Annotated in this window: 31 protein-coding genes; 25 read left to right on the top strand and 6 right to left on the bottom strand. The window is 65.9% G+C overall.

Annotated elements, in window-relative coordinates; all coding sequences use genetic code 11:
- Positions 1-2: 2 nt before the first annotated feature.
- The 13 genes from ctaD (at position 3) to GGR40_RS17920 (ending at position 10,036) form a co-directional block, all read left to right on the top strand.
- Positions 3-1,685, top strand: a complete 1,683-nt coding sequence (gene ctaD / locus GGR40_RS17980; protein ID WP_429277626.1) for a cytochrome c oxidase subunit I — start codon at positions 3-5, stop codon at positions 1,683-1,685.
- Between the two features lie 148 nt (positions 1,686-1,833).
- Positions 1,834-2,739, top strand: coding sequence for a heme o synthase (locus GGR40_RS17975; RefSeq protein WP_429277625.1), 906 nt, complete (start codon positions 1,834-1,836; stop codon positions 2,737-2,739).
- 10 nt (positions 2,740-2,749) lie between these two features.
- The gene (locus GGR40_RS17970) at positions 2,750-2,890 is read left to right on the top strand and encodes a hypothetical protein (protein WP_429277624.1); all 141 of its coding nucleotides are present in this window, start codon (positions 2,750-2,752) and stop codon (positions 2,888-2,890) included.
- Positions 2,890-3,468, top strand: a complete 579-nt coding sequence (locus GGR40_RS17965) for a cytochrome c oxidase assembly protein (protein ID WP_429277623.1) — start codon at positions 2,890-2,892, stop codon at positions 3,466-3,468. The genes GGR40_RS17970 and GGR40_RS17965 overlap by 1 nt, the downstream gene beginning before the upstream one ends.
- Positions 3,469-3,551: 83 nt before the next feature.
- Positions 3,552-4,373, top strand: coding sequence for a cytochrome c oxidase subunit 3 (locus GGR40_RS17960; RefSeq protein ID WP_429277639.1), 822 nt, complete (start codon positions 3,552-3,554; stop codon positions 4,371-4,373).
- Positions 4,374-4,446: 73 nt separating this feature from the next.
- Positions 4,447-5,001: an SURF1 family cytochrome oxidase biogenesis protein gene (locus tag GGR40_RS17955; protein ID WP_429277622.1), complete on the top strand. Its 555-nt coding sequence runs from the start codon at positions 4,447-4,449 to the stop codon at positions 4,999-5,001.
- A gap of 238 nt (positions 5,002-5,239) precedes the next feature.
- On the top strand, positions 5,240-6,643 hold the full coding sequence (thrC, locus tag GGR40_RS17950; RefSeq protein WP_429277621.1) for a threonine synthase: 1,404 nt from the start codon (positions 5,240-5,242) through the stop codon (positions 6,641-6,643).
- On the top strand, positions 6,643-7,545 hold the full coding sequence (locus tag GGR40_RS17945) for a class I SAM-dependent methyltransferase (RefSeq protein ID WP_429277620.1): 903 nt from the start codon (positions 6,643-6,645) through the stop codon (positions 7,543-7,545). The genes thrC and GGR40_RS17945 overlap by 1 nt, the downstream gene beginning before the upstream one ends.
- A gap of 13 nt (positions 7,546-7,558) precedes the next feature.
- Positions 7,559-7,930, top strand: coding sequence for a dihydroneopterin aldolase (locus tag GGR40_RS17940; protein WP_429277619.1), 372 nt, complete (start codon positions 7,559-7,561; stop codon positions 7,928-7,930).
- A 7-nt stretch (positions 7,931-7,937) separates the two neighbouring features.
- A complete protein-coding gene (locus tag GGR40_RS17935) occupies positions 7,938-8,279 on the top strand; it encodes a Rossmann fold domain-containing protein (protein ID WP_429277618.1) in 342 nt (113 codons plus the stop codon).
- A 17-nt stretch (positions 8,280-8,296) separates the two neighbouring features.
- Positions 8,297-9,316, top strand: a complete 1,020-nt coding sequence (moaA, locus tag GGR40_RS17930) for a GTP 3',8-cyclase MoaA (RefSeq protein WP_429277617.1) — start codon at positions 8,297-8,299, stop codon at positions 9,314-9,316.
- 2 nt (positions 9,317-9,318) lie between these two features.
- Positions 9,319-9,579: a MoaD/ThiS family protein gene (locus GGR40_RS17925; protein WP_429277616.1), complete on the top strand. Its 261-nt coding sequence runs from the start codon at positions 9,319-9,321 to the stop codon at positions 9,577-9,579.
- Positions 9,536-10,036 carry a molybdenum cofactor biosynthesis protein MoaE gene (locus GGR40_RS17920; RefSeq protein WP_429277615.1) on the top strand — a complete coding sequence of 167 codons (501 nt, stop codon included), beginning with the start codon at positions 9,536-9,538 and terminating at the stop codon, positions 10,034-10,036. The genes GGR40_RS17925 and GGR40_RS17920 overlap by 44 nt, the downstream gene beginning before the upstream one ends.
- A gap of 7 nt (positions 10,037-10,043) precedes the next feature.
- On the opposite strand, the gene GGR40_RS17915 is transcribed toward GGR40_RS17920, so the two are convergent.
- Positions 10,044-10,571, bottom strand: a complete 528-nt coding sequence (locus tag GGR40_RS17915) for a hypothetical protein (RefSeq protein WP_429277614.1) — start codon at positions 10,569-10,571, stop codon at positions 10,044-10,046.
- A gap of 253 nt (positions 10,572-10,824) precedes the next feature.
- On the opposite strand from GGR40_RS17915, the gene rplU reads away from it, so the two are divergent.
- From rplU to GGR40_RS17895, 4 genes are all read left to right on the top strand, one after another.
- Positions 10,825-11,121, top strand: a complete 297-nt coding sequence (gene rplU / locus GGR40_RS17910) for a 50S ribosomal protein L21 (protein WP_429277613.1) — start codon at positions 10,825-10,827, stop codon at positions 11,119-11,121.
- A 24-nt stretch (positions 11,122-11,145) separates the two neighbouring features.
- Entirely contained in the window at positions 11,146-11,415 is a 270-nt protein-coding gene (gene rpmA, locus GGR40_RS17905) for a 50S ribosomal protein L27 (RefSeq protein WP_232491622.1), read from the top strand.
- Between the two features lie 281 nt (positions 11,416-11,696).
- Complete coding sequence (locus tag GGR40_RS17900) at positions 11,697-12,263, top strand: GNAT family N-acetyltransferase (protein ID WP_429277612.1); 567 nt, start codon at positions 11,697-11,699, stop codon at positions 12,261-12,263.
- Positions 12,264-12,451: 188 nt separating this feature from the next.
- The gene (locus GGR40_RS17895) at positions 12,452-13,012 is read left to right on the top strand and encodes a GNAT family N-acetyltransferase (protein ID WP_429277611.1); all 561 of its coding nucleotides are present in this window, start codon (positions 12,452-12,454) and stop codon (positions 13,010-13,012) included.
- Positions 13,013-13,031: 19 nt separating this feature from the next.
- Here GGR40_RS17895 and ygfZ read toward each other — a convergent pair whose 3' ends face one another.
- Complete coding sequence (gene ygfZ, locus GGR40_RS17890) at positions 13,032-13,781, bottom strand: CAF17-like 4Fe-4S cluster assembly/insertion protein YgfZ (protein ID WP_429277610.1); 750 nt, start codon at positions 13,779-13,781, stop codon at positions 13,032-13,034.
- A gap of 40 nt (positions 13,782-13,821) precedes the next feature.
- The gene (locus GGR40_RS17885; RefSeq protein ID WP_429277609.1) at positions 13,822-14,736 is read right to left on the bottom strand and encodes a LysR family transcriptional regulator; all 915 of its coding nucleotides are present in this window, start codon (positions 14,734-14,736) and stop codon (positions 13,822-13,824) included.
- Positions 14,737-14,857: 121 nt separating this feature from the next.
- On the opposite strand from GGR40_RS17885, the gene GGR40_RS17880 reads away from it, so the two are divergent.
- The 5 genes from GGR40_RS17880 to GGR40_RS17860 all read left to right on the top strand — a co-directional run bounded on the left by GGR40_RS17880 (position 14,858) and on the right by GGR40_RS17860 (position 18,888).
- A complete protein-coding gene (locus GGR40_RS17880) occupies positions 14,858-15,556 on the top strand; it encodes a pirin family protein (RefSeq protein WP_429277608.1) in 699 nt (232 codons plus the stop codon).
- Positions 15,557-15,637: 81 nt separating this feature from the next.
- Positions 15,638-16,216: a nitroreductase family protein gene (locus GGR40_RS17875; protein ID WP_429277607.1), complete on the top strand. Its 579-nt coding sequence runs from the start codon at positions 15,638-15,640 to the stop codon at positions 16,214-16,216.
- A gap of 125 nt (positions 16,217-16,341) precedes the next feature.
- A complete protein-coding gene (locus tag GGR40_RS17870) occupies positions 16,342-16,674 on the top strand; it encodes a hypothetical protein (RefSeq protein WP_429277606.1) in 333 nt (110 codons plus the stop codon).
- Between the two features lie 113 nt (positions 16,675-16,787).
- Positions 16,788-17,498 (top strand): HPP family protein, encoded by a 711-nt coding sequence (locus tag GGR40_RS17865; RefSeq protein ID WP_429277605.1) that lies wholly within the window; start codon positions 16,788-16,790, stop codon positions 17,496-17,498.
- Between the two features lie 64 nt (positions 17,499-17,562).
- Positions 17,563-18,888, top strand: a complete 1,326-nt coding sequence (locus GGR40_RS17860; protein WP_429277604.1) for a dihydroorotase — start codon at positions 17,563-17,565, stop codon at positions 18,886-18,888.
- A gap of 52 nt (positions 18,889-18,940) precedes the next feature.
- On the opposite strand, the gene rarD is transcribed toward GGR40_RS17860, so the two are convergent.
- Positions 18,941-19,840 (bottom strand): EamA family transporter RarD, encoded by a 900-nt coding sequence (gene rarD / locus GGR40_RS17855; RefSeq protein ID WP_429277603.1) that lies wholly within the window; start codon positions 19,838-19,840, stop codon positions 18,941-18,943.
- Between the two features lie 229 nt (positions 19,841-20,069).
- Here rarD and GGR40_RS17850 point away from each other — a divergent pair, with 229 nt between their 5' ends.
- Positions 20,070-20,495 carry a glycine zipper 2TM domain-containing protein gene (locus GGR40_RS17850; protein WP_429277602.1) on the top strand — a complete coding sequence of 142 codons (426 nt, stop codon included), beginning with the start codon at positions 20,070-20,072 and terminating at the stop codon, positions 20,493-20,495.
- A 242-nt stretch (positions 20,496-20,737) separates the two neighbouring features.
- Positions 20,738-21,454: a hypothetical protein gene (locus GGR40_RS17845; protein WP_429277601.1), complete on the top strand. Its 717-nt coding sequence runs from the start codon at positions 20,738-20,740 to the stop codon at positions 21,452-21,454.
- A 14-nt stretch (positions 21,455-21,468) separates the two neighbouring features.
- Here GGR40_RS17845 and GGR40_RS17840 read toward each other — a convergent pair whose 3' ends face one another.
- Together GGR40_RS17840 and GGR40_RS17835 are read right to left on the bottom strand one after the other, a co-directional pair.
- Positions 21,469-22,914, bottom strand: coding sequence for a succinylglutamate-semialdehyde dehydrogenase (locus GGR40_RS17840; protein WP_429277600.1), 1,446 nt, complete (start codon positions 22,912-22,914; stop codon positions 21,469-21,471).
- 115 nt (positions 22,915-23,029) lie between these two features.
- Positions 23,030-24,430: a protein adenylyltransferase SelO family protein gene (locus tag GGR40_RS17835; RefSeq protein WP_429277599.1), complete on the bottom strand. Its 1,401-nt coding sequence runs from the start codon at positions 24,428-24,430 to the stop codon at positions 23,030-23,032.
- 76 nt (positions 24,431-24,506) lie between these two features.
- Between GGR40_RS17835 and GGR40_RS17830 the strand changes: the two genes are divergently transcribed.
- A complete protein-coding gene (locus tag GGR40_RS17830) occupies positions 24,507-25,403 on the top strand; it encodes an alpha/beta fold hydrolase (protein ID WP_429277598.1) in 897 nt (298 codons plus the stop codon).
- Positions 25,404-25,405 lie beyond the last annotated feature (2 nt).

The raw sequence follows: 25,405 nt of genomic DNA, 5'->3' as shown, positions 1-25,405 counted from the left end.
CCATGGCAACCACCGCTGACCACTTCCAGGCTCACCCGGAAGACCACGGCCATCATCACGAACACAAGCCCGCGTTCTTCGCGCGCTGGTTCATGTCCACCAACCACAAGGACATCGGCACGATGTACCTGATCTTCGCGATCATCGCGGGGATCATCGGGGGCGCGTTCTCGGGCATGATGCGCGTCGAGCTGAACGAGCCGGGCATCCAGTATCTCGATACGTTCGCGCGCTGGTTCGGTGCCGTGAACCCGGACTTCAACACCACGCTGCATACCTGGAACGTGCTGATCACCGCCCACGGCCTGATCATGGTGTTCTTCATGGTGATGCCGGCGATCATCGGTGGGTTCGGCAACTGGTTCGTGCCCATCATGATCGGCGCGCCGGACATGGCGTTCCCGCGCATGAACAATATCTCGTTCTGGCTGACGGTGGCGGGCTTCTGTTCGTTGCTGTGTTCCGCCTTCGTGCCGGGCGGCACGGGCAACGGCGCGGGCACGGGCTGGACGGTCTACGCCCCGCTATCGACCAGCGGTTCGCCCGGACCTGCGGTGGACTTCGGCATCTTCTCGCTCCACCTTGCCGGTGCCGGCTCGATCATGGGCGCGATCAACTTCATCACCACGATCTTCAACATGCGCGCACCGGGGATGACCATCCACAAGATGCCGCTGTTCGTGTGGTCGGTGCTGGTCACCGCGTTCCTGCTGCTGCTCTCGCTGCCGGTCCTCGCCGCCGCGATCACCATGCTGCTGACGGATCGCAACTTCGGCACCACCTTCTTCGACGCGTCGGGCGGCGGCGATCCGGTGCTCTACCAGCACCTGTTCTGGTTCTTCGGCCACCCCGAAGTCTACATCATGATCCTGCCGGGCTTCGGTATCATCTCGCAGATCGTCTCGACCTTCTCGAAGAAGCCCGTGTTCGGCTATCTCGGCATGGCCTACGCGATGGTTGCGATCGGGGTGGTGGGCTTCATCGTGTGGGCGCACCACATGTATGCCACCGGCCTGTCGGTGAACACCAAGATGTACTTCACCGCTGCCACCATGGTCATCGCGGTGCCCACCGGCGTGAAGATCTTCTCGTGGATCGCCACGATGTGGGGCGGCTCGGTTGAGTTCAAGTCGCCGATGGTCTGGGCCTTCGGCTTCATCTTCCTGTTCACCGTAGGCGGCGTCACCGGCGTCTATCTCGCCAACGGCGGCGTGGACGACGTGGTGCACGACACTTACTTCGTCGTGGCGCACTTCCACTACGTGCTTTCCCTGGGTGCAGTGACGGCGCTCTTCGCGGGGTTCTACTACTGGTTCCCGAAGATGAGCGGCAAGATGCATTCGGAACTGCTGGCCCACGTCCACTTCTGGATCTTCTTCGTGGGCGTGAACATGATCTTCTTCCCCATGCATTTCCTGGGGCTGCAGGGCATGCCGCGCCGCTATCCGGACTATGCGGAGGCCTACACCCACTGGAACCACGTTGCGACGGTGGGCTACATGGTGATGGCCGCCAGCCTCGTGGTATGGTTCATCAACATCGCCTACGCCTATGCCGCGGGCAAGAAGGCCTCGGACAACTACTGGGGTGAAGGCGCGACCACGCTGGAATGGACGCTGACCAGCCCGCCGCCTTTCCACCAGTTCGAAACCCTGCCGGTCATCGGCGAAACGGCACACCATTGATCGCTTGCAGCCGTTCCGAAAGCGATCCGGAACGGCTGCAACCAAGCCTGTAACCTAAGCCTGGGACGTTCTGGCACTCGCCTGAATCGTTCCCTGGGTGTATGGGCGGCCCATCATGACCCCCTCGAATTCGATTCCTCCTTCGCGGATGGCGGCCACTCCGGCGCCCGCAGACTGGCGCGACCTGATCGCGTTGACCAAGCCGCGCGTGATGAGCCTGGTGATCTTCACCGGCCTGTGCGGGCTGCTTGCCGCGCCCGTCGGCATTCATCCGGTGCTGGGCTTCACCGCCATCCTGTGCATCGCCATGGGGGCGGGGGGGGCTGCCGCGCTGAACCAGTGGTGGGAGGCCGATCTCGACGCCGGGATGAAGCGCACCGCCAAACGGCCGTTGCCGCAGGGCCGACTGGACCGCACCACCGCGCGGGACTTCGCGGGCATCCTGTGCGGTGCTTCGGTGTTCCTGATGGGCTTTGCGATAAGCTGGCTGGCAGCGGCGATCCTGGCGATCTCCATCGTCTACTACGCCGTCGTCTACACGATCTGGCTCAAGCCACGCACCCCGCAGAACATCGTCATCGGCGGCGGCGCGGGCGCGTTTCCGCCGCTGATCGGCTGGATCGCCGCCACCGGGCACATCTCGCCGATGCCGGTGGTGCTTTTCGCGATCATCTTCTTCTGGACCCCGCCGCACTTCTGGGCACTGGCGCTGTTCGTGAAGACCGAATACGCCAAGGTCGGCATCCCGATGATGCCCGTCGTCGCCGGGGAACGCGCCACCCGCCGCCAGATCCTGGCCTATGCCGTCCTGCTCCTGCCGCTGAGCGCCCTGCCGTGGTGGCTGCCGGGCAGGGAGCACGCGGGCGCGATTTACGGCATTTCGGCTCTGGTGCTGTCCAGCGTGTTCCTGGCCCTGTCGATCCGCGTGGGCCTGCGTACCCGCAGCGGGGACGACGACACCATGAAGCCCGAGAAGCAGCTGTTCGCCTATTCGGTGCTCTATCTGTTCGTGCTGTTTGCCGCCCTCGTCGTCGATCGCTACATTCCGCTGTAAGGAGAGCAGGATGACCGACCCGCAACACACCACGCCCCCGGAGCAGAAGAGCTTCGAGGAGATCCGCCGCAACCGCAACCGCGTGCTTGGCCTCAGCCTTGCCGGGTTCGTGATCCTGGTGTTCTTCATCTCGATCGCGAAGATGGGCTGATGGAGGGCGCGCGCTCCAATCGCAAGGTCGCGCTGACTGCCGCTGCGGCGGCGCTGGCGATGCTGGGGCTGGGGTTCGCATCGGTGCCGCTTTATCGCATCTTCTGCCAGGTCACCGGCTACGGCGGCACCACCCAGCGCGCTGACGAGGCGCAGGCGGCGACAGTAAAGGACAGCGGCCGCACGATGTCGATCCGGTTCGATGCCAACGTAGAGCGCAACATGCCGTGGCAGTTCAAGCCGCTGCAGCGCACGGACACGGTCTCGGTCGGTGCGCGCGACATGGCGCTGTTCTGGGCGAAGAACGACAGCGACAAGACCGTCACCGGCACCGCCAGCTTCAACGTCGAGCCGGAGCAGGCCGCGCGCTACTTCAACAAGATCCAGTGCTTCTGCTTCACCGAACAGACGCTGAAACCCGGCGAGGAAGTGCGGATGCCCGTGCTGTACTACGTCGATCCCGCGATCCTGAAAGATCCGGACAACAAGGACGTAGAGCAGATCACGCTCAGTTACACCTTCCACGTCACGCGTGTGGAGGATGCAAAGGCACTGGACCATCCGCGAACGGGCAGTTAAGTCCTTCGCGAAGAACCGTCTGCCATGAATAATAATGGGCGGCAGTCGGCACATGAGATTGGATGAACGGGGACGAAGGCACCATGGCAGGTACGAAGAACCACGATTACCACATTCTTCCGCCCGACATCGCGCCCCTGGCGACGACGATCGGCGCCTTCACGTTCACCACCGGCATGGTGCTGTTCATGCACAAGATGCCCGGTGGCGCCTTCGTGCCCTGGGCGGGCCTGGCGATCCTGCTCGCCGCGATGTTCATGTGGTTCTCCAAGATCGTCAACGAAGCGCACGCCGGCGATCACACGCCGGTCGTCCAGTTGCATCAGCGCTACGGCATGATCCTGTTCATCGCTTCGGAAGTGATGTTCTTCGTAGGCTGGTTCTGGGCGTTCTTCGACTTTTCGCTGTTCCCGTCGGAACTGGCCGAGGTCATCGGCGGTCAATGGCCGCCTAAGGCGATCGAGGCGGTCATGGACCCCTTCGCGCTGCCGCTGCTCAACACGCTGATCCTGTTGTGCTCGGGCACCACGGTCACCTGGGCGCACCATTCGCTGATCCACGGCGATCGCGAAGGTCTGAAGAAGGGCCTTTGGGCAACGATCCTGCTGGGCGCGCTGTTCTCGTGCATCCAGGCTTACGAATACCTGCACGCCCCGTTCGGCTTCGGTGGCAACACGTACAGCTCGGCCTTCTACATGGCGACCGGGTTCCACGGGTTCCACGTGATCGTCGGCACGATCATGCTGATCGTCTGTCTCAAGCGGACCTACAACGGAGACTTCACGCCGCGCCAGCACTTCGGCTTCGAAGCGGCGGCATGGTACTGGCACTTCGTCGATGTCGTGTGGCTGTTCCTGTTCGTCGCGGTCTACATCTGGGGCGGCTGGGGCTATCCCACGCACTGATCGGACAGATCGCAACCACTCTGAAAAGGCAGCCGGAGACCGCTTCGGCTGCCTTTTTCGCACCGGACCCGACATGCGCCGCATCCCCATCCTTCCCACGCTGATCGTCCTTGCCGCCGTGGGCGTGATGATCGCGATGGGCTTCTGGCAGCTTGGCAGGCTTCGCCAGAAGGAAGCGCTGCTGGCCCGCTACGCTGCCGCCCGGAATGACCCCGCCCCGGTGGAGTGGACTTCGGCAGGTGTCGGCAAAGGCCTGTTCTATCGCCGCGCCCACCTGACCTGCGGCGCCGTCGGCGCCCGGAGCAGCATCGCCGGTCGCAATGCCGCCGGACAACCCGGCGTGGCGCAGACGGCAGAGTGCACGCTTCCCGGCGGAGGGCGGGCGCTGGTGGTGATGGGCTGGTCGCTCCAGCCCAATGCCGGCGCATGGCAAGGCGGCGAAGTCTCCGGCGTGATCGCACCGGGGCCGCGCCTAGTCGCCGTACCTGCCGTGGGTGGGTTGGGCGAGAATGCCATTCCCGATCCGGCGGAACTGCCGAACAATCACCTGTCCTATGCGGGGCAGTGGTTCTTCTTCGCAGGGACGGCTTTGGTGATCTACTTTCTGGCTTTGCGGAAGAGGAAGTAAGGCATCCTGGGGCCATCGCCCCAGACCCCTTTACCACCATCGTCGCGCGTGCAGCGGTCTCGGGTACGCATTGCGCCGCAGGCTATTTGTCTTCCGGCTCACCGTAGGCACCAACGGGAGCGGCGCGCGTGGCTTCTACGGTGATGGGGTCTGGGGCAATGGCACCAGATTCATTTCTTTCCTTCTTCCACCCCTTCACGCTCTTTTCATTTCGCCGCTTCACCGCTAACCGCGCCGCATGGACTACATCAGCACCCGTGGCAGCGCTCCCGCGCTCGATTTCGAAGGCGCGACGCTTGCCGGCCTCGCATCGGATGGTGGCCTTTACGTGCCGCGTGAGTGGCCGCGTTTCTCGGCAGAGGAAATCGCCAGCTGGGCGGGCCTGCCCTATGCGCAGCTTGCCGCGAAAGTCATGGCGCCCTTCGTCAAGGGCAGCCTGACCGAAGAGCGCCTGCTGGAGTTGACGACGCAGGCCTACGGCCGTTTCGCGCATGATGCGGTGACGCCGCTGAAGCAGCTCGATTCGCAGCAGTGGCTGCTGGAGCTGTTCCACGGCCCGACGCTGGCGTTCAAGGACGTGGCGCTGCAACTGCTCGGCCTGTTGTTCGAGGAGTTCCTGAGCCGTTCGGACCGCAACCTGACGATTGTGGGCGCGACTTCGGGCGATACCGGGTCCGCTGCGATCGATGCCGTGGCGGGACGGGCCAAGGTGGACATCTTCATGCTCCACCCCAAGGGCCGCGTTTCGGATGTGCAGCGTCGGCAGATGACGACGGTGCTGGCACCCAACGTGCATAACCTTGCACTGGAACACGCCAATTTCGACGACGCGCAGGCGATCGTGAAGCGCGTTTTCAACGATTCCGGCATGACCGATCGCTTTGCCATCGGCGCGGTGAACTCGATCAACTGGGCGCGGCTGATGGCGCAGGTGGTCTATTACTTCGCGGCGGGGCTGCAACTGGGCGCGCCGCACCGGAAGGTGGCGTTCTCCGTGCCGACGGGCAACTTCGGCGACGTCTTCGCCGGGTATGTCGCGGCGCAGATGGGCTTGCCGGTGGAGAAGCTGATCGTCGCCACCAACGTCAACGACATTCTCCACCGTGCGCTGGCCGATGGCGATTATTCGCAAGGGTCGGTGACGCCCACCGCCGCGCCGTCGATGGACATTCAGGTATCCTCGAATTTCGAGCGCCTGCTGTTCGACCTTGGCGGTCGTGACGGCAAGGCTCTGGCGGAGCAGATGGCAGGCTTCGAATCGACGAAGGCGATGCAACTGACGAACGCGCAGCGCGAAGGCGCATCGGCGCTGTTCGCCTCTGCCCGCGCCGACGCGGACGAAATGGCCTCCACCATCCGCTGGGCGCATGAAGCGACTGGCGAACTGATCGATCCGCACACCGCCTGCGGACTGTTCGCCGCGCGCACCGCAGGGATCGACGCCGGAATTCCGGTCGTTACCCTGGCGACTGCGCATCCGGCCAAGTTCCCCGAAGCGGTGGAGCGTGCCACCGGCCAGCGTCCCAGCCTGCCCACGCGTGTCGGCGACCTGTTCGACCGTGAGGAAAAGTACGAGACGCTGCCCGGCACGTTCGAGGCGGTGACTGCATTCGTGGCGGCGCACGCTGCGCCGAAGGTCTGATGGCTGAACTGATCTCTCAACCGCTGATCCTCGCCGGAGAGGGCTGGGCGGATTACGGACTGGTCGACTCGGGCCACGGTCGCAAGCTGGAGCGCTACGGCGACTACCGCTTCGTGCGCCCCGAACCGCAGGCGATGTGGACCCCGCGTTCCGAACACTGGGACGCGCACGGCGAGTTCGTGCCGGGGTCCGACGAAGACGGCGGCGGCAGGTGGCAATTCGACAAGCCCGTCCCGCGCGAAGGCTGGCCACTGGCGTGGAACGAGGTATCCTTCACCGCGCAGTGCACACCGTTCCGCCACCTCGGCTTCTTCCCGGACATGGCGCCGGTGTGGGACTGGATGCGCGAATTGCTGGCCGGGCGGACCGATGCCAGCACGATGAACCTGTTCGGCTACACCGGCGTCGGTACGCTGGCGCTCTCGGCGCATGGCCCGGTGACGCACGTCGATGCGTCTAAGAAGTCGGTTGCCCAGGCGCGCGAGAACGCGGCGCTGGCCGGGCTTCAGGATCGCCCGGTGCGCTGGATGATTGACGATGCCGCCAAGTTCGCCGCGCGCGAAGTGCGCCGCGAAAAGCGCTATGACGGCATCATCCTCGATCCGCCCAAGTTCGGGCGCGGCCCTACTGGTGAAACCTGGCGTCTGGAGGAGCATCTTCCGGGCCTGCTGGCCGACTGCCGGCGCCTGCTGGATGCGGACAGCCGGTTCCTGTTCCTGACCGTCTATGCGGTGCGCATGTCCTCGCTGGCGCTCGCCGGATTGATGGAGGAACTTTTCGCAGGGTTGCCGGGCAAAATCGAACACGGTGACCTGTCGGTGCGCGAGGATCAGGCTGAGGGTGGGCGGGAAGGGCGGCTGCTGCCGACCGCGATCTTTGCGCGCTGGTCCAATCCCGCCTAAGGACGCCGACATCATGGCCGATTCGCTGATCCTTGAAGTCGCCGATTTCGAGCAGGATGTCCTTACCGGCATCTACTCGGAGGAAACCGGCAAACCGCAGCCGCTGCGTTTCACCATCTCGGTGAAGCTCAAGCCCGCTGACCATTTCGCGCCGGACACGCCGCTGACGGCCAGCAAGAACTACATGGACCTCAAGTTCGCGGCGTCCGAAGCGCTGCCGCAGGGTGTCCACTTCAAGCTGATCGAAGCGGTCGCCGACCACGTTTGCGAAACCCTGTTCCTGCAGGACGAGCGGGTGGAGGCGGTAACGGTGAAGATCGTCAAGCTGGCGCTCACCGAAGTGAACGAGCAGATCGGCATGACCCTCACCCGGCATCGTCGCTGAGCGGGCATTGCGCGAAGTCCTCCACCTCGGGCCGTTGTCTGTCGATGCGCTGGAGGCTGCGGCCGACTTTCACGCCCGCCTGCTGCCGTCGATAGAGGCCACGTTGCTGGGCGGGGCCGACCCGCTGACGCTGGTGTTCCTACCCGCCGGTTCGAACCAAGAAACCCACGCTCACCGCGCCTGGCGTCTTGCTGCAGTTCAGGGGCTGGCGCGCCGCTACGCCCCGTCGCGCGTGAATGCAATCGAGAGCGACGATCCTGTCGCCATCGCAGCCGCGCAGGAATGGCTTGATGATGCAGGTGGGGTGACGGGACAATTACTGCCGCTCAATGGAACTGGTGCCGACTGAGTGCTATATCGATCCGGATGAGCACATCGCAGCCTCTTGTGGACCAGTTCCAGCGCCGGATTACGTATCTGCGCCTGTCGGTAACCGACCGCTGCGACCTGCGCTGTTCCTACTGCATGCCCGAACGCATGGCCTTCCTGCCGAGGAAGGATGTGCTGACGCTGGACGAGATGCACGACCTTGCGCTTGGCTTCATCGCGCGCGGCATCACCAAGCTGCGGCTTACCGGCGGCGAGCCGCTGGTCCGGCGCGACATGATAGACCTTGTCCGTGCCCTGGGTCGCCGGATCGGCGCCAACGACGGGCGCGGCCATCTCGATGAACTGACCCTCACCACCAACGGTACTCGCCTGGCCGAGTTTGCGGACGATCTGCGCGCCGCCGGGGTGCGGCGGATCAACGTCTCGCTCGACACGCTGGACCGGGAGGCTTTCGCTCGGTTGACCCGCCGCGATTCGCTGCCGCAGGTGCTGGAAGGGCTGGCCGCAGCGAAGGCGGCGGGGCTGCAGGTGAAGCTCAACACCGTCGCGCTCAAGGGCGTGAACGAGCAAGAGATCGCCGACATCATCGCCTGGGCACATGGGCAGGGCTTCGATGCCACGCTGATCGAGGTCATGCCGCTCGGCGAGGTGGAGGAAGACCGGTTCGACCATTACCTGCCGCTGGTTGCGGTGCAGGAGGATCTGGCCCGGCGCTGGACGCTTACCCCCAGCGGGCATCGCACCGGCGGGCCTGCGCGCTACTGGCAGGTGGAGGAGACCGGTGGCAGGCTGGGCCTCATCACGCCGCTTACCAACAATTTCTGCGAAGGCTGCAACCGCATTCGCGTGACGGCGACCGGGCAGCTCTACGCGTGCCTCGGCGGCAACGAGCAGGTGGATCTGCGCGCCGCGTTGCGTTCCGAAGACCCACAGGCAGCCCTTGGGCAGGCGCTCGACACCGCGATGCGGATCAAGCCAGCGCGCCACAATTTCGCCATCGATGCACGCGGCGCGGCGCCCGCACTAGCGCGCCACATGTCGATGACTGGGGGATGACGGTGAAAGCCAAGATCGTGTTCCTGGGCCGTCTGGAAGAACTGGCCGGGCGGCCTTTTCAGGACATCGCGACCAGCGCTCCGATGGACTGGGCCGACGTGATCGGATGGCTGGAGGACGGCTATTCCGGCGAACTGGTCGACGCCGTGTGCGCCGACCGGGTGCGGGTTGCCGTCAATGGCGCGCTGCTGGCCGACAAGCAGGCGCTGGTGCTTACCGATGGCGACGAACTGGCTTTCCTGCCGCCGGTTTCCGGCGGCTGAGGTGCCTTTTTCGAACGATGTCCGCCTGCTCACCGCCGGATTCGACCCGGCAAAGGAAATGCGCGCCTTCACCGCCACGCATCCGCAGGCGGGCGGCATCGTCAGCTTCCTGGGCCAGGTCCGCACTGAAGATGGCGGCTGCGAAGCGCTGGAACTACGCCATTACGATCCGCTCACGCTGCCCGCCATGCGCGACCTTGCCGTACAGGTGGCTGCGCGATGGGCGCTGGACGGGCTGCTCATCATCCACCGCAGCGGGCAGATGCTGCCGACCGAGCCGATCGTGCTTGTGGCGGCAGCGGCCCGGCACCGGCGCGATGCCTTTGCGGCGGCGGACTTCGCGATGGACCACCTCAAGAGCGAATCCTGGTTCTGGAAGCGCGAGAAGGTCGACGGCACATGGCGCTGGATCGAACCGCGCGCGCAGGACTTCGAGGATATCGCCCGCTGGGGCTGACGCCGCGTCAGGTCCGCAGGCGAGAGGAGAGGGCGTTGATCGCCTGGTCCTGTGCATTGACCAGTGCGGCCACCTTGCTGCGGGCATCGCCGATGGCCTGGGACGTAGGCGATTCTCCTAAGGGCGCCTTGTCACGTGCGTCGGCATAAAGCGTGTCGAGTTCGGCGAGCGCGGTCATCGCGGCGGAACGACTGGATTCCAGTCTGGCCAGAGCGACGGTGGCCGAACTCCACGAATCGCTGCCAGCAGATCCGGCTGCCGCTACGGCGCGTTCTGCCGCCGTTCGGTTGGATTGAAAGCGCGTGTCGGCGTCCTGCGCCACCTTCACCAGTCCGGCAAGCCGGGTGACGAGGTCGGCGCTGGCCGGCGGCAGCACCGGCGCGGCGTCGGCCTGCGTACCACTGGCGGCGGTGGCCGTTCCGCTGGGACGCTCCACGTCGCGGATCGCCAGCGAGGGGTAGCTTCCGCCGGTAGAACAGGCAGCCATGCCGAAGGGAAGGATAAGGGTGAGCAAACGGGCTTTCGCGCGGGTCATGCCGGTGCCATAGCACGCGATGGCCGGAGCGGGAGGGGCTTTCGTGTCGGCGGCGCAGACTGTCATCCAAACGCCTTCTGCGGTTGACACGAATCGGCCCATCCACTAACGGCACGCTTCTTTCCGGCACCTCGCACCACGCGGGGAGGTCGGCACGTCGCCCGAAAAGTTCCATGGCCCTTCGGGGCCTGAGCGGCCGGGGCAGGTTTGTTTCGGCTCGTTTCGGGCATTTTTGAGATTAGGTAAGGGCACCATGTTCGCAGTTGTGCGCACGGGCGGCAAGCAGTACCGGGTTGCCGCCGGAGACAAGATCGCGGTCGAGAAGCTGGCTGGTGAAGCCGGTGACAAGATCACCCTGGGCGACATCCTGCTCGCCGGCAAGGACGGCGAAGTCGCCGACGTCGCTAACGTGACCGTCGCGGCAGAGATCATCGCCCAGGCGAAGAGCGAAAAGGTCGTGGTGTTCAAGAAGCGCCGCCGCCACAACTATCGTCGCAAGAACGGCCACCGCCAGCAGCTTACGCTGCTGCGCATCGTGTCCGTCGGCTGAACCCAGAATTCGGAGTAACCAGCAATGGCACATAAGAAAGCAGGCGGTTCGTCGCGTAACGGTCGCGACTCCGCGGGCCGCCGTCTCGGCGTGAAGAAGTTCGGCGGTCAGGAAGTGATCGGCGGCAACATCATCATCCGCCAGCGCGGCACCCGCGTGTACCCCGGCGTCAACGTCGGTCTTGGCAAGGATCACACCCTGTTCGCGCTCACGGAAGGCCGCGTGCGCTTCCATGACGGCAAGCAGGGCCGCAAGTACGTCTCGGTAGACGTAATGGCGGAAGCCGCCGAGTAATCGGATGGTCTTGCAAAGGGCCATCCTGACGGGATGGCCCCGCCGACTCTCCTTGTAGAATCGGCAGAATGAGGGAGAGGGCCCCGTCCGTCTCCCTCTTTTCGCATCTCCCTCCCGCGGCCCTGGAACCGAAGTGCCCACAATGGGTTACGCCTTTCGCGGCGTGACCGTGATGGCGCGCATCGACCGGGGTTCCTTGCGATTACAACCTTGCAATCGAGGACGTAATCGCAATGTCACGCCGGTTTGCTAAGCGCGCGCCGGGGGATGGAGTAACGAAGATGTTCATTCGCAGCGAACGGCTGTTCCTGCGGCCTGCCTGGCCGGAGGACAGCGAGGAACTGCTCGTCCGCATCGGGGACGAGGCGGTCGTGCGCAACCTCGCGCGCGTGCCCTGGCCCTATACGGCCCAAGATGCCCTGGCCTTCGTGCAGAAGCCGCAGGACCATCGCCTTCCCAGCTTTCTGATGACGGTCCCCGGCGCCGAAGGATCGCGTATCGTCGGCGGCTGCGGGCTGTCGCTCCTCGATGACGAGGTGAACTTGGGCTACTGGGTCGCCTCGGGCGATCATGGGCAGGGCTATGCCACCGAAGCCGCGCGCGCAGTCCTTACCCTTGCCTGCGCGCTGGGGCACCGGCGCGTCGTGGCCCATCACTTCATCGACAACGCGGCTTCGGGTCGGGTGCTGGAGAAGGTAGGCTTTCGCCGCACAGGCCGCGTGGCCGAACGCTTCAGCCAATCGCGCGGTTACGCCAGCCCTTCGCGTGAGTACGAGGTCGTGTTCGAGGCGCCCGCCGATTGCGGCGGTGATGGCGAAGGCTCGATCGCACGCCGACGGGCGGCGTAAACCATTCCGTTGCAGGCATGATGCGGCGCTAGGGGAAAACCTCTGGCGCCGTTGTCATGTCGGGTTAACCGGCGCCTGTGAGCATGTCATCGTTTGATGCGAATGGTTCACATCAAACTGCGTGCATCGGCGCCGACTTGCGTGCATGATCCGATTCGCGGGACAAATAACGACGGAGAACCGTGGCCATGTTCGTCCGCACGGAGAGGCTGTTTCTGAGACCGGCTTGGCCGGAAGACTTCGACGAGATCGTCGAGGCACTGGAAGGCGATGGCCTGCAGTGTTCCACCGATATCTTGCCGGTAGCGCGCAAGGCAGATGACTTGCGCGTATACCTCGACCGCCCGCGCGATCCGCGGCTGCCGTTGTTCTTCATGTATCTGCGCGCGCCCGGCGGCGCACAACTGGTCGGAAGCATAGGTCTGGCCCGGCACGAAGGCGACGTTGAAGTCGATTACTGGATCGCCTCAAGGCACCGGGGATACGGTTTCGCTGCAGAAGCCCTGCGTGCCGTCATGCGCCATGCACGGGCGCTGGGGCATGTTCGCGTGGTCGCCAGCGACTTCGCTGACGACGCGAACACGCACCTGACGCTTGAAAGCGCGGGCTTTCGCGATACCGGGCAGGTGCGATCGCGCTATGTCGCCACTCGGGCGATGGAATATGCAGCGCGAATCTACGTGGCAGACCTGAAGCGCCGCGTAGCGCCAGCAACGCCGGGCATGATGCAGGTTGTGGGAGTGGCCTGACGCCGGGCCCAGGCTGCAGCTATTCTGCCGCAGCCAGCCACCGTGGCATGAGTTCCGGCGCGATGTCTTCCACGCGCAGGTGGTCCACCGCCAGCCCCAGTTCGGGGTAGGCAGTGCGACGGCGTTTTTCGTCCGAGCGATCCAGTGGCACCACGACGAGACGGCGATTGACCTTCTGGCGCCAGTTCATGCGGGCGGTGTTCTCCTGCCCGACGTAGCAGCCCTTGGTGAAGCTGACGCCGTTCAGTTCGGCGGCATTGCACTCAAGCCAGAGGGTTTCCCCATCGCCAAGATCGCGGCGGCCTTCGGGAACGCCCATGGCAAGGCGGTGCGCCGTCCAGGCGGCGTCGGCGCCATGTTCGGCATCCTGCGGGTCAGTGGCGTCGATGGCCGCGATCCAGCGCTCGCCCAGCGCGTGAAGCCGGGGGTCGGGGGCGGCGCCGTCACCCGCGTGTGGGCGCCAGTGGACAGCGAGATGGTCGTCGCGGACGATGTCGATGGCCTTGCGCAGGCGGTACATCGACAACCGCCTGACCAGCGCGTCGGCAACTTCGGCCTCGCAATCCAGCAACAGTCCGTGTGCGGCGGGCCAGACGACGAAGTCGAACAGCGCCTTGCCCTGCGGCGTCAGCAGCGCGGTCCACACTGGCAACGCCCCCGCCACGTCCGAGGTGACGAGGCCCTGCAGGAAGGCGACGACGTCCTCCTGCGAATCGGCACGGGGGGTCAGCCGGATCAGGGCGCGGTCGAACAGGCGGGTCGCGGTCATGCGCGATAAGTGGGGCACCGTGCGCGCCGCGGCAAGGGCTTCACGCGACCGTCGGGCATTTGGCCAGCCGTTCGCGAAGTTCGTCGAGCACCCAGACGGCGGCGGGGCCGGGGGGGCTGTCCTTGCGCCACATGGCGACGAGCCCGTATTCCAGCGTCGGTCGTTCGGGCAGTTTCAGCTGCACCAGTGAGCCTGCAGCCAGATCGTCGCATACCATGTGGCGTGGCATCGATCCCCAGCCGATCCCTTCCTTGAGCAGCGCGTGCTTGGCGCCAAGGTCGCCCAGGCGCCAGGAGCGGGGGCTGAACACCGAAAAGTCGCTGCCGTCGGTCAGGGTGGAACGGTCTGTCAGCACCAGTTGCAGGTGCTTGCGCGTTTCGCCCGGCGCGATGCGGTCCAGCTGGCCGAGGGCGTGGGAAGGGGCAGCCACTGGCACCATCTCGACCGAGCCGATCGTCTCGCGTTCCAGTTCGGGCAAGTCCTTGATGTCGGGACCGGCGATGCCCAGCGTGGCCCGTCCGTCCAGCAGCAGCGCAGCCACCGCGCCGAGCGCTTCGATATGCAGTCGCAGCGGCACCGTGGGAAAGCGGGTCTGGAAGTCGCGCAGCAGGCGGGCGAGCACATGGCCCGGCACCATGACGTCCACCGCCAGCGACAGTTCCGCTTCCAGCCCCTGTCGCAGGCTGCGCACTTTCGCCAGCAGGGCATCGACGTCGTCGGAGATCGCGTGCACCTCGGACAGCAGCGCGCGGCCCGCCTCCGTCAACTGCGGCTTGCGGGAGCCTTCACGGTCGAACAGGCGCACGTCCAGTTGGCTCTCCAACTGGGCGATGGCATAGCTGACAACGGAGATCGCCCGACCAAGACGGCGCGCGGCGGCATTGAAGCTACCCTCTTCGACCACGGCCAGAAAGCAGCGCAAGTGGTCCAGACTGGGCGGAATTACATCGACCATTCAAGATTCCTGAATAACTCGGATCATTTTATCACAATTTCGCGATAGGCACGCAAGGCCTACCTGGGTCTTCGACACGGTCAAACCCCGACCGGCAAGACATACCAAGGAGTACCCTGCCATGATCGAACTGCGCCCCTTTGACAGCATCGGTTCCGCCAACCACGGCTGGCTCGACGCTCACCATCACTTCTCGTTCGCCGACTACCACGATCCGGCTCGCACCAACTGGGGTCGCCTGCGCGTGTGGAACGACGATACGATCGCTTCGAAGGCGGGCTTCCCGCCGCACCCGCACCACGACATGGAGATCATCACCTATGTCCGTAAGGGCGCGATCACGCACAAGGACAACCTTGGCAACGTGGGCCGCACCGAAGCGGGCGACGTTCAGGTGATGAGCGCCGGCACCGGCATCACCCACTCGGAATACAACCTTGAGGACGAGGAAACCAAGATCTTCCAGATCTGGATCATCCCCGACCGCCGCGGCGAGGAACCGCGCTGGGGCGCACGTCCCTTCCCCAAGGAAGACCGGGCAGGCAACTTCGTGACGCTGGCCAGCGGTATCGCCAACGATGACGATGCGCTGCACATCAATGCAGAGGCACGCGTGCTGGGCGCCACCGTAAAGGCGGGCGATACGGTGACTTACACCACCGACCCCAGGCGGCACAGCTACCTTGTCCCGGCGACCGGCCGGATCAAGGTGGGTGACGTCGAAGCCAATGCCCGCGACGGCGTGGCGATCACCGGGCTGGACACCATCACGGTGACTGCGCTTGAAGACGCCGAACTGGTGCTCGTCGACGCAGCCTGACATATCGCGAAAGGGCGACTCGCACGGGTCGCCCTTTCAATGCCCATTCTCCCAACACCCGAGCATGCAAGGACAGTTTCGATGACCGGACGTATCGCCAATCCCAAGATCGAGAAGCTCATCATCGACCGCTGGAGCCCCCGCGCCTTCGACGGCAGCGAAATCCCGCAGGGCGACCTCGACGCGATTCTCGAAGCGGGCGGCTGGGCGCCTTCGGCCTACAACGTGCAGCCCTGGACGTTCCTGTACGCCAGGAAGGGCGATGCGAACTGGGGACTGCTGCTTTCGCAACTGATCGAATTCAACCAGGGCTGGGCAAAGGAAGCCTCGGCGCTCGTCTTCATCGTTTCGGACAAGTACATGCGTTCGGACAAGGGCAACTCCGACAACCACAGCCACAGCTTCGATGCGGGCGCCGCATGGGCGCTGGCCGCGCTGCAGGCGCAGGCGCTGGGCTATCACACCCATGGCATGACCGGCCTGAAGTTCGGTGAAGCCGAAGCCGCGCTGGGCATTCCCGCCGATCACCGCCTCGAAGCCGCCTTCGCCATCGGTCGGCAGGGCGACAAGTCGGTCCTGCCCGACTTCCTGCAGGAGCGCGAAGTCGCCAGCAGCCGCAAGCCGCTGGCCGAAATCGCCCGCGCGGGCAAGTTCGCCTGAGTCTGCGGCGCCCGCGCGCCATCCCCCAACTGTGGGCGCGATCGGCCCGGTCCTCCAGCGAGAGGGCCGGGCCATTTCGTTGGGCCGCCACGAAAACGCCTTGATCCCATGGCTTTCTGGCCGCGATGCCAGCCGATGCGCTCCCTCCGCAACCTCACGGGATCGAGGTTTCCGCCTTCGATCTGGCGCGTGTTCCCAGCGGCGGGGGGATGGACCTGCGCGCGGTGAAGCCCCGGTGCCCGCAGGTCCGACCCGGAGAGATCGTGGTCTGCGCCCCCGACCCGGACAAGGAGCGCGTCCGTCCGCTGCCGGACACGTACGTCACGCAGGAGGGGCTGCCGCCCGCGCAACTCGGGCTGGGTGAAAACTCCTCGGTCGGCGTCGAGCTGGAATCCGCAGGGCTGGGCGGCGGGCAGGTGAGCAACCGGGCCATGGTGCGCTACAAGCTGAAGTTCTGACGCAGGTCGGCACATCACCCCGAATCCAACGTGCGGCATGACAAGCGTGTCTCGCCAAGCGGGCCGTAGTGCGGCTAAGGGCGTCCCGTCCGAAGAACAACGGGAAAAAGGCAGTGTCGCAAGCGGTACGGGAAAATTGGCGGGTGCGCGCGCTGGGGCATCTGGGCTGGGCGCGTGGCGCGCTTGGCGCCGGGCTGGGCATCGCGCTGGCGGGCATCGTCATGTGGTATGCGCTGCAGCTGTTTCCGGGCGACCATGCGAAGGCGCTGCCGTTCCTCGTCGCGCCATTGGGAGCCTCTGCGGTCCTCGTTTTCTGCGTGCCTGCCAGTCCGCTGGCGCAGCCCTGGGCAGTGATCGGGGGGGATGTCCTTTCGGCGGCGACCGGGCTCGTGGTCGGGCATCTGCTGGGCGACCCGTGGATTTCGGCGTTCGTAGCCGTAGGGCTGGCGATCGCGGTGATGGCCTTGACGCGCAGCCTGCACCCCCCCGGCGGCGCCAGCGCGCTGTTGTTCGCGCTGGGCGCGACCGGGCCAGCGGCGTGGGACTGGACCTACATGCTGCCGATCTCCGCCAACGTGCTGGTCCTGTGCGCGGTCGGCTGGATCTACAACAACGCGACGGGACATTCCTGGCCGCATCGTGCACCGGGTGGCGCGCCCGGCGTCGCGCCGGTTCCGATCCCCTCCTATACGCGCGATGACATCGTCGCGGTGCTGGAGGACTGGGACGAAGTGCTGGACGTCGATGTGGACGATCTCGACGCCTTCGTCCGGGCGCTGCTTGAGCGGGCCGGGTCGGTGAGGGGACCGATCGGGCGGCCTTGAAAGCCCCGCGTCATCGGCCTAGGTCGGCTGCATTGTACAGCTACCCCGTAGAAAGGCCGTCCCGATGAGCGCACCTGCACCCGAACTCGTCCTTTCCGGTGGTACCGTCCACACGCCCAGCGGCCCGGTGGTCGCCGACGTGGCAGTGCGCGACGGCAGGATCGTGGGCGTCGGCTCCTATCCGGATGCCGCTCGCCGGATCGACTGCACCGGGCTGGACGTGCTGCCCGGCGTGATCGACAGCCAGGTTCATTTCCGCGAGCCGGGGCTGGAGCACAAGGAAGACCTCGAAACCGGCAGCCGCGCGGCGGTGATGGGCGGCATAACCGCCGTGTTCGAGATGCCCAACACCAACCCCAACACCGACACCGAGGAGCGCGTGCGCGACAAGCTGAGCCGCGCGCATCACCGCATGTTCTGCGATCATGCGTTCTACGTCGGCGCCACCGCGGACAATGCCGTCGCCCTGGCCGATCTGGAGCGGATCCCCGGAACGGCGGGCGTGAAGATCTTCATGGGCGCCTCCACCGGCAGCCTGCTGGTGGCCGAGGACGAACAGCTTGCCCGTGTGCTGGCGCATGGCCGCCGCCGCGTGGCTATCCATGCCGAGGACGAGGCGCGGATGAACGCGCGCAAGGATCTTCGCGTCGAGGGCGATCCGTCCAGCCACCCGGTGTGGCGTGACGATGAAAGCGCGATGCTGGCAACGAAGCGCATCCTGCGGCTGGCCCACGAAGCGCGGCGCCCGATCCACATCCTGCACATCACCACCCCGGCGGAACTGGAACTGATCGCCCAGCACCGCGACGTGGCGACCTGCGAAGTCACGCCGCAGCACCTGACGCTGGCCGCCGAGGAAGCCTATCCCAAGATCGGCACCTTCGCGCAGATGAACCCGCCGATCCGCTCAGCCGCGCACCGCGATGGTCTGTGGCACTGGCTGCGTGCCGGTGTCCCCGACGTCATCGGTTCGGACCACGCGCCCCATACGCGGGAGGAAAAGGCCAAGACTTATCCGAACAGCCCCTCGGGCATGCCCGGCGTGCAGACGCTGCTGCCGCTGATGCTGGACCATGTCGCCAAGGGCCGCCTGACGCTGGAGCGGCTGATCGACATGACGTCCAGCGGCGTGCAGCGCGTGTTCGGCCTTGTCGGCAAGGGCCGCATAGCGGTGGGTTACGACGCCGATTTCACCGTGGTCGACCGCAAGGGCACTTTCACGGTGACCGAGGAATGGGGCGAAAGCCGCTGCGGCTGGACGCCGTTCGCAGGCATGGAACTGGAAGGCCGCGTCGTCGGCACCATCGTGCGCGGCCATGCGGCGATGTGGGAAGGCGAGCTTGCCAACCAGGCGCAGGGCGAAGCCCTGCGGTTCGCGGGCGCGCTCTAAGCGTTGTCATCGCCGCGGGTGAGGCTTTGCTTCGCCTGCGGCGATGGTTGCCCTACCGCGCTTCCCGACGCGACAGGATGTCCCAGCAGAACACCGCAATCGCGCTCCAGATGAACGCGAAGCACACCAACTGGATGGGCTTCAGCGGTTCGTCGAACAGGAACACGCTCATCAGGAACAGCCCGGTCGGCGTCACGAACTGGATGAAGCCCAGCACCGCGAAAGGCAGCCGGCGGGCTGCGGTGGCGAACAGCATCAGCGGCACGGCGGTCAGCGGCCCGGCGCAGAACAGCAGCGCGCTGATGGTCGGGGAGGTGCCCATTGCCAGTCCCGCCGGTTGCTGCATCTGCCACGCCATGATCCCCAGCGCGGGGATCGCCAGCACCATCGTCTCCACCGTCAGTCCGGTCAGCGCCTCCACGGGCGCCACCTTGCGGATCAGGCCATAGCCCGCGAACGTCAGCGCGATCGCCAGCGAAATCCACAAGGTGTCTAGCGCGCCGCGCGCCAGCAGCGCCACGCCGATCGCCGCCAGCGCCACCGCGATCCACTGGCGGGCGGACAGCTTTTCCTTGAGGAAGATCGTGGCTGTCAGCACATTGACCAGCGGGTTGATGTAATATCCCAGGCTGGCGGCCAGCACGTGCCCGTCCATCACCGCCAGCACGTAGCTTAGCCAGTTGCCGCCGATCAGCAGCCCGCTCAGGGTCAGTGCACCGAACAGACGCGGCGTGGTCAGCGCCGTGCGCAGCGCCGGGCCCTTGCCCAGCAGCAAGACCGCTACAAGGCAGATCGGCAACGTGCACAGCAGCCGCCAGCCGACGACCTCGAACGGCGAAACGGCATGCAGTAGCGCGAAATACAGCGGGAAGAGGCACCAGATCCCGTAAGCGCCGAGCGCGGGCAGCAGGCCGGACAACGTGACGGACTGGGGCGGCGCGATCTTGGGCATTGCTGAATGGACCTCCCGGCAACCCGGGGGCGGTTGCCTGAGGCCGGCCCATAAAGCCGCGATGAAAAGAGGGCAATCGCTCGTCCGGTCGCAGCAAGGATCTCACTTCATCGCATATCCGAATTCTGACGAGCACGTTGCGCATTGTTCATACTAACCGTCGTAAAGATGAATGCGTAACGCGGATCGACTCGGATGGCCGGTTCGCTGAAGAAGAGGAGATTTTGAGATGAACGCATTCTTCAAGGCCTCGGCCATCGCCGCCGCAGCTGCCAGCCTGATGACCGCGCTGCCTGCGTCGGCTGCGATCGCTTCTTATGGCGCCGCCTTCACCGCGCCGGGCGAACAGACTTACGATCATGGCCGCGACCGCTATCGCTACTCGCGCGAGGATTATCGCCGCGGCTACGGCTATCGCGACCGTTATGACGACCGCCGCGATTATCGCCGCAGTTCCTGGCGTGGTAACGACGGCCGTTACTACTGCCGCCGCAGCAACGGTACGACCGGACTCCTCCTCGGCGGCGCTGCCGGTGCCCTGCTTGGCCGCGAAGTCGATGGTGGCCGCGACCGTACCGCCGGAACCGTGATCGGTGCCGCGGCTGGTGCCCTGCTGGGCCGCGAGGTCGATCGTGGCGGTTCGCGCTGCCGCTAACCGATACTGAACACAGTTTTCCCGCATGTACGGCGACTTGCGGGGGAACCGTCCGGAAACGGGCGGGGAGGGCGCCTGCTTCATGCAGGCGCCCTCGATCGTGTGCGTAACGGGCGCGGGTTCGATCATCCCGAAATGGGACGTGGCGATTCTCGGCTCTGGCACCTTTCGCATTTTTGGCGTTTTCCTAACGCATTGGCCCTAGTCGAACGGGCGAACCTGCGCTGAAGGAACCCGCGACGATGAAGATTGCCATCCGACTTGCCACTGCCTCCATCGTCGGCACGCTGATGCTGGCGGGCTGCGGCTCGGGAAACAAGGCCCAGCCTGATCCTGCCGACACCGATCCGGCGATCAACGGCGCGCTCGGCGAACAGATCATGGTCGATCCCGAAATGGCGGGCGAACAGGGCGCGGCGGTATCGGCAGAAGGCCGTCAGATCACCATCCCGCCGCAGGACCGCACGCCCGAAGCCATCGCTGCCGCCAAGAAGCAGGCGACGGAGCTTGCGGGCGGTGCGATCAAGCCCGCGCCCAGCCCGGCACAGGGCGGCGTCAACGCGCTTGCCCAAGGTGCCGCCACTGCAGCGCAGGTCGCTTCGCAGGCCAAAGTCGCCAAGGCGGACTGCTCGGCCAAGGTGCAGTATTCCAACACCTGGGCGGCAAAGCTGCCCGCCGAACTGCCGGTCTATCCGCGCGGCGCGGTGCAGGAAGCGGCGGGGATCGACGGCCAGGGTTGTGCGCTGCGCGTGGTGAACTTCGCCACGCCGGTCAGCGTCAGCGACGTGATCGGCTTTTACTATACCAAAGCCGTCGCAGCGGGCTACGGCGCGGAATACAAGGTCGAAGGCGGCGACAACGTGCTTGGCGGCCAGAAGGGTGGCAAGGCTTACGTGGTCTACGCCCGAAAGTTGAAGAATGGCCTGACCGAAGTCGATCTGGTCGCCAGCGGCAAGTAACTCGGCATGCTATCCTATCGCAGCCCCACGCCGATCACCGCGCGGGGCTGTTCCATTTCGCCCGAAGCCACAGGATAGGCGCAGTAATCCGCCGCGTAGAACCCGGTGGGGCGGTGGTTGCCCGAAAGCCCCACGCCCCCCATCGGCGCGGAATGGCTAGGGCCGATCGTGGGGCGGTTCCAGTTGACGATCCCGGCGCGCACGTTGGCCCAGAACCGGTTGTACTCCTGCGGCGTCCCCCCCACCAGCGAGGCGGCAAGGCCGTAGCGCGATGCATTGGCCTCGGCGATGGCCTGATCGAAGTCCGAGACGCGGATCACCTGCAGGATCGGGCCGAACAGTTCGACGTCGGGCCGATCCTTGACCCCGGTAACGTCGATGATCGCAGGGCAAAGGAACGGCAGGGAATCGTGCGCGCGGACAAGGTGCTTGATCGCCCGACCGCCGTGGCTGAGCAGGTACAGGAAGCTCTCGGTCAGTCCGTCCGCCGCCGCACCATCGATCACGGGGCCCATGAACGGGGCCGGTTCGTCGAACGGGGCGCCCACGATCACGCGGTCGGCCAGGGCTTTCACCTCTGCCATCAGCGCGTCGTACATCGTGTCCTTCACGATCAGGCGGCGCGCGGCGGTGCAGCGCTGGCCGCTGGTGGCGAATGCAGACTGGATGACGAGGGCAGCGGCGTCGGTCAGCTTGGGCGTATCCCATACGACCATCGCGTTGTTGCCGCCCATCTCCAGCGCCACCATGCGGTCGGGCCGGCCCGCCAGACGGCGGTTGATGGCGATGCCGTTGGCGGCAGAGCCGGTGAACAGCACACCGTCGATCCCCTCGTGCGCGACCAGCGCGGCGCCTTCCGCAGGGCCGCCGGGCGCGAACTGCAGCGCGGCGGCGGGCACGCCCGCACGGTGGAACAGCCGGGTCAGCATCTCTCCGGTGGCGGGCGCGCGTTCGCTCGGCTTGAAGATCACGGCATTGCCGGCGATCAGCGCGGGCACGATATGCGCGTTGGCAAGGTGCGCGGGGTAGTTGAACGGGCTGAGCACCACCAGCACGCCGTGCGGCTTGTGACGCACCGCCATCGCGCCCTGCAGCGCCGAATCGAGGCGGCGCTGGGCCGTGCGCTCGGCATAGGCGCGAATCGCGACTTCAACCTTAGCGATCACCGAATCGACTTCGGCCCGCGCTTCCCACAAGGGCTTGCCCACTTCGCGCGCGATGCAGGTGGCCAGCTTGTCCGCGTCCTTGCGCACTTCGTTGGCGACCCGGCGCATCAGTTCCATGCGCGTGGATAGTGGTTGCGCGGCCCAGGATGGCCACGCGCGGCGTGCGCGGGAAACCACGTCATCGACATCGGCCACATCGCCGCGCCACACTTCCGCCCCGGTGGAAGGGTCGTGGGAGACGATCTGCGCCTTGCTGTCGGGCGGGCTGTCCGCCCGCTTGAGTTGTCCGCTCACGAAATCACTGGTCCCAGGGCAATACGGCTAACCGCCTGTTAGCTGATAGGGTTCGACATTTCACCTCAATCGCACAGGTAATCCTACCGAGGGGTGAATCGATGGCCCGTTCCGGTCATGCCTGCGCCGGGTCGGGCGCATCGCCCAGCCTGCTTCCCAGCTCACGGATCGCCGAAACCTTGGCGTGCAATTCGCTCCAGTCGTCGTGCTGGTCGATGGCGGCCCAGATGCGCTCAACCTCCTCGATGAGAACACCGGGCGGGGCATCCTGCTGCCAGAACGGATCGTCGGTCCCGGCAGTGGGCGCCCGGGCCGACAGCAGCACCCCGAAAGCGTCGTCCCCGGCATTGCGGCCGCCGCGATGGAGGAAGAAGAACTGCTCGGGCGAAAGGCCGGTTTCCACCATCGCCTTTTCGGCTGCCTGGATCAGCGCAGTGTCGCTCTCCACCCCGCGCGATGCAACGCCAAGGCGCCAGGTGAAGCGGCTGCCCATGGCCTGCTGGTACAGCGGCCCGAACCGCTCCAGCGCGGCCACCAGCGGCGCCGTTTCCGCCAGCGGACGCAGGGCGATCGCCAGTTGCTGGCAGTTCCACAGCAGCGCCTCGGGCTGGCGTCCGAATGCGTAGAGGCCGGTATGGTCGAAGTAGGCGGCAGTGAACCGTGCGTCCCATCGCGGTGCCCAGCGCCACGGTCCGTAATCAAAACTCTCGCCCGAGATGTTCATGTTGTCGGTGTTGAGCACGCCATGGACGAACCCCGCCACCATCCATGCGGCGGCCAGATCGGCCAGCCTTTCGACCACCTGATGCAGCAGGATCACTGCCGGTTCGTCGCGCCCCGGCGCATCGCCGGGCGGCAGGTTGCCGGGATAGTTTTCGAGGCAGTAGGCGACCAGCGCTTCGAGGTGGTCCTTTTCCTCCAGCGCGAAAAGCCGCTGGAAGGTGCCGATGCGGATATGCCCGTGAGACAGGCGGACCAGCACGGCGGAGCGAGTGGGAGACGGCTCGTCCCCGCGCCACAGATCCTCGCCGGTCTCGACCACGGAGAAGGTCTTGCTGGTATCGACGCCCAGCGCCTCCAGCATCTCGGTGGCAAGGATCTCGCGCACCGCGCCCTTCAGCGTCAGCCTGCCATCGCCATCGCGGCTCCACGGGGTTTGGCCCGATCCCTTGGTGCCAAGGTCGAGCAGGCGCCCTTTGCCATCCCGCATCTGCGCGAACAGGAAGCCGCGCCCGTCGCCAAGGTTCGGGTTGTAGGTGCGGAACTGGTGGCCGTGATACCGCAGCGCCAGCGGCTGTGGCAGGTTGCCGGGCAGCGGCGCGAAACCTGCGAAGTGATCGGTCCAGCGCGTTTCGTCGAACCCGTCCAGCCCAACGGCGGCGGCCCAGCGATCGTTCCGCCAGCGCAGCTGCCGCCGGGGGAAGTCCGCTGCCGGCACGGGGTCGCCGATCCATCCGGCTAGGGATTCGATTCGCGGATCGGGAAGGTAGGGCGCGGGTTGCGGATCGCTGGGCATCCGGCGATAGTGGGGGGCGCCCGGCTTGCGATCAAGTCGCGCATTGCTTTGAATTAAAGAGAGGTCGCGCCGCGGCATGAAGGTTTTCGACGATCGCTTCTGGTCCAGCCGCGACGGTCTCAAGCTCCATTTCCGCGATTATCCCGCACCTGAGGGAGTGCAAGCGCGGCTGCCGGTGCTGTGCCTGCACGGGTTGACCCGCAATGCGCGCGACTTCGACGTGTTGGCGCCGCGCCTTGCCAGCGCCGGGCACCGGGTGATCTGCCCTGACCTGCGTGGCCGCGGCGACAGCGAATATGCCAAGGATTCGGCCACTTACACGCCGCTGCAATATGGGGAGGACGTGCTGGCCCTGATCGAGCAGGAGGGGTTGGAGCGCTTCGTCGTTGTCGGCACGTCGCTGGGCGGGCTGCTGGCGATGGGGCTAGCGGCGCTGCTGCCGGGCCGGATCGCCGCCGCCGTGCTCAACGATGTCGGGCCGCAGCTGGAAGTCGCCGGACTGGCGCGGATCAAGGAATACGTGGGGCAGGGGCGCACCTGGCCGACATGGGTCCATGCCGCGCGCGGGCTGGAGGAAGTGCAGGGCGCGGCGCACCCAGCACGACCGCTGGATTTCTGGATCGGCATGGCCAAGCGGCTGATGACGGTGGGCGGCAACGGCCGCATCGTCTTCGACTACGATATGAAGATCGCTGAGCCTTTCCTCGAATTCGACGTCAATGCGCAGGACGCAGCCGGCCCCGATCTTTGGGGCGCGTGGGACGCGCTGGCGCAGGCTCCGGTGCTGGTGGTGCGCGGCGAATTGTCGGACCTGCTGTCGGCGCAGACGCTGGACCGGATGCTCGCGCGGTCCACGTCGGCGGAAGGACTGACGCTGCCGGGCATCGGCCACGCGCCCACCCTGGACGAGCCCGAATCGGTGACCGCGATAGAGCGGCTGATCGCCCGTGTCGACCAGCCCGTGGCGGCCTGAGC

It is taken from the genome of Novosphingobium gossypii (assembly GCF_050433305.1).
Taxonomy (GTDB): domain Bacteria; phylum Pseudomonadota; class Alphaproteobacteria; order Sphingomonadales; family Sphingomonadaceae; genus Novosphingobium; species Novosphingobium gossypii.
The sequence above is the reverse complement of the archived record's forward strand: the minus strand, read 5'-3'. Positions and strand labels throughout refer to the sequence as shown.